Genomic DNA, 4,285 nt, shown 5'->3' on the forward strand with positions numbered 1-4,285 from the left:
GCTTGTGGGGGGATGAGTCAAGGAGGATGTGTGTAAATGCAGCGATGTGTGGCATCCGTGTAACATCAGAAACAATCGAGACACCATATCCACCCTTTGAAATATCATGAACTTATGTTCGACTTCGATGTTAATATGTGCTATACTTCATTTAGAAGCTTCCACAAGTCCATAAAAAAGGGGAGAGTATCATGATTACCGAATCAAATGAACAAAACACGGCAATTGCCCTGTCTGCAGTCAATGACATTCTGAGAGAATACCACCTGAATTATGATGCTGATGTCGGTGTCCTTGAAGGAGAAATATTCTTTCTGATTCAGCCTGCAGAATTGCTTGGAGAAATCATTGAATCTGCATATCCATTTGAGAAGAAAAGAAGTGAGCACCTCAATCTTGACATCGAAGAAGACATGCCTAATCACTGGGAGGCAAGCACAACCGGCGGTTCAATCACACTGTCCGATATAGTTGAATGCCAGTCCGAATCAGAGGTGAGAAGTCTGGCTGCTGAATCCATCTCCATTTCCATGCAGAACTATGATGTTCATCAAAAGATGCAGGACATCAGACTTAATGACTGCAATTTCGAGAAATTCTATATAAAAGATGAAATCATGAGAGAACTGCAAAGATACGCTGACTGGTATTCGGTGCAGGCCCGTCAAATCAGAAGTGATTTCCAAATATGATTGACGAGCATGACATGAAGTAATCAGAACCTTTCAATCATAATATTTTACAGGCAAAGGCAAATTCAACACATATATCCCACAAAATCCCGTGACATAACCCGTCACGGGATTTTAACATATAATCCGGATAGTGCGCTATCCAATCAGTTCATTCAGGTCCTCAACCTGCCTGAACAGCGCTTCAAGTACAGGAACGACGATGCTGTTACCCGCAAGCCTGATGAGCTTGGCATCAGAAAGCATCCTGCCACCCCTTCCAACAGAGAAGTTGTTTCTCTTCAGAGCATTGAAGTCCTCCTCGTCAAATCCCATCAGCAGAAAACACTCTCTCGGCGTGAGGTTGCGGTAATGATGATTCCAGGAAGTCAGCTGATCATTCCTGTACGCTACAATACCGGAATTGGGGTTCCTGTCCTGCTTGGTGGTCACCGTCCTGGCACAGTTTTCAAGTATCCTGCCGTCTTCGGCAAGCTTGAGATTGTCATTGTATATCTTCTCGCGGGACACGGTATAGTTGGGAGTGCTGCAAATTGCCTCCTCCCTGTAGTCCCGGTTGGAATAGTCAAGCTTCAGATATCCGTCCAGTGATGTCCTGAAGGTGGCACCTTCCTGCTTCTCCTGAAGATTGTTCTCATCAAAGTACTTTCTGACTTTTTCCTTCTCACTGAAGTTTTCCGCCAGAACACTCAGCATGTACGTGCGGACACGCATCTGCGGGACTCCGAATCCCCTGGCATCCAGCGTGTACACCTGATTGACGTAACCCATGCCTTCGAGAACGTCGCACCACTTTCTGAAGTTTCCCATGTTCTTCTTCGAGAGAATCTCGCTGACGTTTTCCATCAGCAGGAAACGCGGAAGATCTCTTTGAATCTCCTGGTATTCACCAAGAATCCTGCTGATCTGCCATAACAGGCTGCTTCGGTTATCGGCATCAGGATCAATGCCGCCGGTGTTGTGGTGCCAGTAGCCGGCAATGGACAGATCCTGGCACGGAAAGGAATACGTCAGAATGTCACTGTCCGGAAGGTCAGAAGCCCTGATGCCGGTTATGTCTCCCAGGTTGTTCGAACGGTTCAGAGCCGCAAGAATCCTCTTCAGCTGCTCCATCGGCATGCAGCGCATGGCATTGAGTGTCATCGGTCTCTTCCCGTCGTTTGAAAGAGTAAACCGGCTGAGCTGTTTTATCAGACTTTCCTTTGTATGATGGCGGTAGGGAGTCAGGTCCTGGCTTCCATTGTGAATGATGTCATAGGCATAGATTGCTCCTATCTCCCATTCTGAAGTGGCAACGGTCCTGAAGTCCGCCTTGATGTTCTTCATTGCCTGAGCCTGTGCCCCGATTCCGCTGAATGTCTCAATAAGCCTCAGAATATCAGGTCACCGCCTTCCCTGACAAGGACAAGAAGATACAGTCCTTCCCTGACTGCAACGAACCTGAAGATGACGTCACCGGCACTTACGGCATTAAATGCAGTTCCTTCACCAAGCTTCAGCATCTCTGAAGCAACGGACTCGATGTCCAGGCCGTACAGTCTGACTGCCTGGCCGAATCTAACATCGGTGTCCGCATCAACAAGCCTGCCGTTTACCTTTACCTGAAAGCTGCTGTGGGGAATCATCACGTAACTGTAGTCCCTGACGCCTCCAATCATCAGTTCGGATGCCTTGCCGTCAAACATGAATGTTTTCTTCCCGTTGCGGAATGCAGGGACGTCAATGTAGTTTTCACTGTTAAGCAGCGGCTGCACGTCCCCTGGAATCGGATTTGCAATGTAGCCTCCGTCTTCTTCCGCCGTATTTCCTGCGTCGGAGGAATATTTCCCGTCAACATCACCCTTCTCCGGTCCATTCGTGTCTTCAACGGAACTACGCCGTTTCCCCCTGCTTTCCGTCTTATCCAAAATTCCGCCCGACTCGCCGTTTTCACGTTCAACGAACGGAATGACTTCATCAACGACCTTGTCAGTGCACAGAACCGAATTTTCCTCAGCATATCTGAAAAGTGAGTCAAGACTGTTGTCAGCCAGCACCATGACTTCCCGCTGCTCAAGGAAACCTCCGACAGAGAAATTGGCTGAACCTATGTAGCCGCATCGGTCATTTCCTTCATTGTGGAATTCCAGCACCTTCTGATGAATCACGGGTTCCCCGACTACATAGTGTACTCTGACCCTGCCCTTTTCGGTTTCCGCCTTGTAGAATTCGTGATCCTTCCTGCAGATGCCCTGAAGCGCCATCCCTACGTACAGTTCAATCTTCAGCTTTGAAAAGTCATCTGTCACCTTCCTGATGAAGCTTTCCGAACTGTATCCCGTAATCACGCGCAGGCTGTTGAAGTCAGATGCATTGACACGAATTATGTTGTCATACAGGTCATTGACAAGCAGCGTCATTGTTCTTCACCACCGGCAGTTCTGAACAGCCCCTCAACATAGGCCTCGATTCCTCCATCAACCAGCTCCGGCGATGTTGTCAGGAGTCTGGCGGTGTTGAGCTTGAGCACCTTACGGAAAAGGTCCCTGTCGTTGCAGTCACTGTATCTCTTCATGATTTCCCGGTAGACGTCGACATAGTATCCCAGTCCCGGACGCTCGACCAGGTTGAGGATTGTGTCAGTCGTGTTGTTTCTGATGATTTCATGTGTTGTCTGCTCGTCATCGTTCCAGGAAAGATGGATGTACCACCAGATATTCTTAAGCCATGTTCTGCGCGGATTCTGATAGTACCTTTCCGGTTTGAGACCCCAGCGCGCATGAACGACGTCGGGAATGACGCGGACTGACAGATAGTTCCATAAATCATCCGATGCGGCATCACGGTTCCTGAATCCATTCTTCTCACTCAGAATTCCGTACAGTTTGAAGCCATAGGCAACGTCGAAGTTGTAGCCGAGTTTTTCCGCCCCGTCAAGCTCCTGCCGTTCAAAGACATCATCACGTGCGGCAATCAGCATGCTGCGGAGTTCATCCCATCCCCCGTCCGGAACGATGGGCGTCACTTCCATGTCATTTACCCTGAGCCTTTCGTAGTCCCGCTTTGCTTGAGAGACGCTGTAGTCCCTGTCCCAGGCAATTTTCATTTTTCCTCCTCCTTGTCTCCGATTGACTTCTGAACGGAATTGAACACGCCGGCAATGCTGAGACTGTCAATGTCAACTTCATACACATCAACCCAGTAGCCGACAACCTTCAGAACGGAACCGTCTTCCGCATTCTCAAACTTCCACGTATTTCCTTCTGCCTCATTCATGTCGGACACTGCCTGGAAGATTATCATCGCCATTGCCTGTCTGATGATGCCTCCCATCAATTCCCTGGCCACTCCGGAACTCTTGTCCATGCTGCCCGTAACCTGCCTGAACATCGGGTGCTTCGTATTGAGTTCCACCTCGACGCTTGATGCATTGAACGGGTCAACACACGGATCATCCCAGTGAATGTGGAGCTGCCACAGCGGACCTCCCGGAACTTCAGACTGCGTTATCGGGAACGTCGATCCTTCGCCGTCAATCAGCAGCTGTGTGGCAAAGAGGCTCCCGTCACTCAGGCGCATTCCCGTTTCTCCCGCCTGGAATCTGTTTTTACTTC

At 49.2% G+C, this 4,285-nt stretch carries 4 protein-coding genes and 1 pseudogene; 1 reads left to right on the forward strand and 4 read right to left on the reverse strand.

The annotated features are described in order from the left end of the window. The first annotated feature begins 191 nt into the window (after positions 1–191). On the forward strand, positions 192–692 hold the full coding sequence (locus tag V7Z60_RS08905) for a hypothetical protein (protein ID WP_334117474.1): 501 nt from the start codon (positions 192–194) through the stop codon (positions 690–692). Between the two features lie 138 nt (positions 693–830). Here the strand turns inward: V7Z60_RS08905 and dcm are convergent, their stop codons facing one another. From dcm to V7Z60_RS08925, 4 genes and pseudogenes are all read right to left on the reverse strand, one after another. Beyond that, positions 831–2,018, reverse strand: a complete 1,188-nt coding sequence (dcm, locus tag V7Z60_RS08910; protein WP_334117475.1) for a DNA (cytosine-5-)-methyltransferase — start codon at positions 2,016–2,018, stop codon at positions 831–833. A gap of 44 nt (positions 2,019–2,062) precedes the next feature. Beyond that, complete coding sequence (locus V7Z60_RS08915) at positions 2,063–3,091, reverse strand: phospholipase D family protein (RefSeq protein ID WP_334117476.1); 1,029 nt, start codon at positions 3,089–3,091, stop codon at positions 2,063–2,065. Further along, positions 3,088–3,777: a hypothetical protein gene (locus V7Z60_RS08920; RefSeq protein ID WP_334117477.1), complete on the reverse strand. Its 690-nt coding sequence runs from the start codon at positions 3,775–3,777 to the stop codon at positions 3,088–3,090. Before V7Z60_RS08920 ends, V7Z60_RS08915 begins: the two co-directional genes overlap by 4 nt. After that, positions 3,774–4,285, reverse strand: a pseudogene (locus tag V7Z60_RS08925) (hypothetical protein); the annotation flags it as partial. The gene V7Z60_RS08920 and the pseudogene V7Z60_RS08925, both read right to left, overlap by 4 nt.

The sequence above is a fragment of the Ligilactobacillus sp. genome (assembly GCF_036846325.1).
Classification (GTDB): Bacteria; Bacillota; Bacilli; order Lactobacillales; family Lactobacillaceae; genus Ligilactobacillus.

What these genes read in the sequence shown, in the direction of transcription:
- V7Z60_RS08905 (WP_334117474.1), top strand. Translation starts at nt 192, where the DNA reads ATGATTACCGAATCAAATGAACAAAACACGGCAATTGCCCTGTCTGCA.
- dcm (WP_334117475.1), bottom strand. Translation starts at nt 2,018, where the DNA reads ATGAAGAACATCAAGGCGGACTTCAGGACCGTTGCCACTTCAGAATGG.
- V7Z60_RS08915 (WP_334117476.1), bottom strand. Translation starts at nt 3,091, where the DNA reads ATGACGCTGCTTGTCAATGACCTGTATGACAACATAATTCGTGTCAAT.
- V7Z60_RS08920 (WP_334117477.1), bottom strand. Translation starts at nt 3,777, where the DNA reads ATGAAAATTGCCTGGGACAGGGACTACAGCGTCTCTCAAGCAAAGCGG.